The following is a 2,676-nucleotide window of genomic DNA, read 5'->3' as shown; positions in this document are numbered from 1 at the left end:
GATATTCCAGTCAGTGCCCGCCTGATGGCGGTCGCCGATGTCTACGATGCGGTCATCAGTCGACGGGTCTACAAATCGCAAATGTCCCACAAGACCGCAGCGACGATCATCAGCGACGGCGCCGGCCGGCATTTTGATCCGGATGTGGCGGCGGCCTTCCTCGCTCTGGAGAAAGAGTTTGAGCAGATCGCCGGGCGCTATGCCGATACCCCTGCCGAGGAGCCCCTTGAGGCAATGACCGGTTGACGGCTGCCGAGTAAGGGCAGATTCGAGACAAACGTTGCCGGCGGTCACTTTGGAGTAAAAAAATGAGTTGGATCGTTTTGCACGCGCGGGCTATCAAGCGTAGTTGCTGGATGATAGTGACCGTTTTGTCAGTGCTTACTGTCATTGCCGTTGTCGATCGCTATCAGACCCAACGTGTCACTCTGCTGGAGGGTCAGCAAGCACTCCTGTCTCAACGGAGTGCCTGGGGTTATGCCAACCTGTTGAGCAATCTGCAAACCCATAAATTGCAACAATCATTGCTGACGGCAAATCCACCTCCCCAAGGATGCCTGCCGGACGAGTACATCGCCGGCCAGCAACGGACCACGCAGACCCTGTCGGCGGATCTCGAAGGGCTATCACAGTACACACTGCGGGTGCCGGTACACCAACTGGCTCCTTTGCCCAAACCGCAGGCACCACGCATGAGCCTCAAAGAGGGCGGTGTCCACATGACCAGCCGGCAATTTCTGGGATATACCTGCGACAGACGCTATGCAGTGATCCAGGAAACGCAAACCCGGTTACAGCCGCAGCCGCTGCTGCCACCCATGGTATTGGGGCCAGCGATTACCGAAGGGCTTGTCGTGCATGTCGCCGTGTCACATGGCCAAGAGCCTGCCTTGTATTTCGACATACGTATCACCGCCGGCAAGGCAGAATTTGTGCCTGCCCCCGGCGACACCTGGTTAACCTCTCAGCCTCAACAGGTGCAAGGCGAAGATCGCTTTTTTCATCACTACTCGAACCTGCATCAAGGGCTGCAAATGCGCGTCTACAGTGATCCACTGACGCCGGATTTTTTGCCGCAGTTCCTGAAACTGAACGGCTTCTGGTTGTTTTTGGCGGGCGGAATACTGGTCTGTCTGCTGATGATCAATTGGCTGTTGACCCATCTGATCGATGCCAGCGTGGTGCAACATCAGGCGGCCACCCACGACTTTCTCACCGGCCTGTACAACCGCCGGGCGGGGATGACACTGACTGAAGTGGAATTGTCGCGCGCCACGCGCAAGCCCGGTTCGTTGAGCATATTGATGCTCGATATCGACCACTTCAAGCGGGTCAATGATACCTACGGTCATGACGGCGGAGATCAGGTGCTGAAGTTCTTCGCGAAGTTGCTGACCCAAACAGTCCGGCAGGAAGATGTGGTCGCCCGCCTTGGCGGTGAGGAGTTCCTCATCGTGCTGCCGAACACCGAGCTGACTGGCGCACAACAGATGGCCAATCGCCTGATTCAAGCACTGCGCAGCTCAACGCTGGACTATGCCGGCAACCGTGTTGGTGTCACCTGCAGCATAGGTGTCAGTGCCTGGCATGGCCCCGGCGACAGCGTTCAGACCTTGCTGATCCGCGCGGACCTGCTGCTTTATCAGGCCAAGCAGCAAGGCCGCAACCGCTATGTGAGTGAATCCTTGCCCGACTCCGCAGTGGCTGCGCGCGCCTGAACACTACCGTCTACCTGGACTCGATCAGTTCGATGATCTGCGCCGTTACAGGATTTTCTGTGGCTCACCAATAAAGCCCCTCGTGCAGTTTTGCGATCAACATTTCAGCCATGGCCACCACAGTGGTTGTCATTTTTGGCACCTGTTCGGTAACGATGTTGGCCAAAGCAACGAATGACCGCTTAACTCTAGAAGTCGAAGACAGGTCTTCGACTTCCTTTTTGCCTCATACAGATGGTCAACATGGGTCAACTGCTAATTGATGAACATCTGGTATTCGACGAGAACAACTTCCTGTTGTTTCGCGTTGACGCTGCCAATGAGGAGCCTTTGCGCATCGGTGCAATCGCCAGCCGCTGCCTGGCCATGCTACTGCGGTCAGGTGGAACGGTGGTGCGCAAGCGCGAACTGATGGCCGGCGCATGGGGGCAATACGGCCTGGAAGTGACCGATAACAGCCTGGCTCAGGTTGTCCGGCAATTGCGCCTGGCGCTGGAAAAACTGCAGCCCGATCGCGAATTCATCCAGACCTTGCCACGCATAGGTTACAAGCTCGCCGATGGCGTGAGGGTCGAGGAATTGCCAGCCGCTGCGAATACGGCGGCTGTCCGGTACGCGCCTGAGACTGACATCGAGACGCTCGCACCTGTTACGTCTTCTGTATCGAACTTCGCCGATGCCGAGGGCGAACCGGCCGATCTCCCAACCATCATAGAAATGCCGGCGTCAACCGATTCCGATTCGGGGGCGCTGCCCGTGCGTCCGATAACGTTACCAAGACGTTGGGGGCTGTGGCTCGCACTGCCCATTTGGGGCGTATTGGCCTTTCTGGTGGGAAGAATCTGGCTGGCACCGACGCTTGAGGTAGTACCGCCAGCGTTCGACGCGCCCGTAACGATGGACGATGTGCAGGTGCATCTGTCCATTCAAGAGGCACAGCCCCCGGAAGCGTCACACC

Annotated in this window: 3 protein-coding genes; all 3 read left to right on the top strand. The window is 57.4% G+C overall.

Annotated features, from left to right (window positions below; translation table 11 throughout):
- Window positions 1–246: HD-GYP domain-containing protein (locus AC1DRJ_RS23860; RefSeq protein WP_477804317.1), on the top strand; the 246-nt coding region annotated here is incomplete at its 5' end.
- Between the two features lie 62 nt (window positions 247–308).
- Complete coding sequence (locus AC1DRJ_RS23855; protein ID WP_477804316.1) at window positions 309–1,718, top strand: GGDEF domain-containing protein; 1,410 nt, start codon at window positions 309–311, stop codon at window positions 1,716–1,718.
- A 243-nt stretch (window positions 1,719–1,961) separates the two neighbouring features.
- On the top strand, window positions 1,962–2,676 hold a 715-nt coding region (locus tag AC1DRJ_RS23850), incomplete at its 3' end, for a winged helix-turn-helix domain-containing protein (RefSeq protein ID WP_477804315.1).

It is taken from the genome of Pseudomonas sp. P5_B2 (assembly GCF_056400445.1).
This window is presented reverse-complemented; position numbering and strand designations above follow the sequence as displayed.

Bases quoted from the DNA above. Each gene is read 5' to 3' on its own strand.
- AC1DRJ_RS23855 (WP_477804316.1), top strand. From the start codon at position 309: ATGAGTTGGATCGTTTTGCACGCGCGGGCTATCAAGCGTAGTTGCTGG.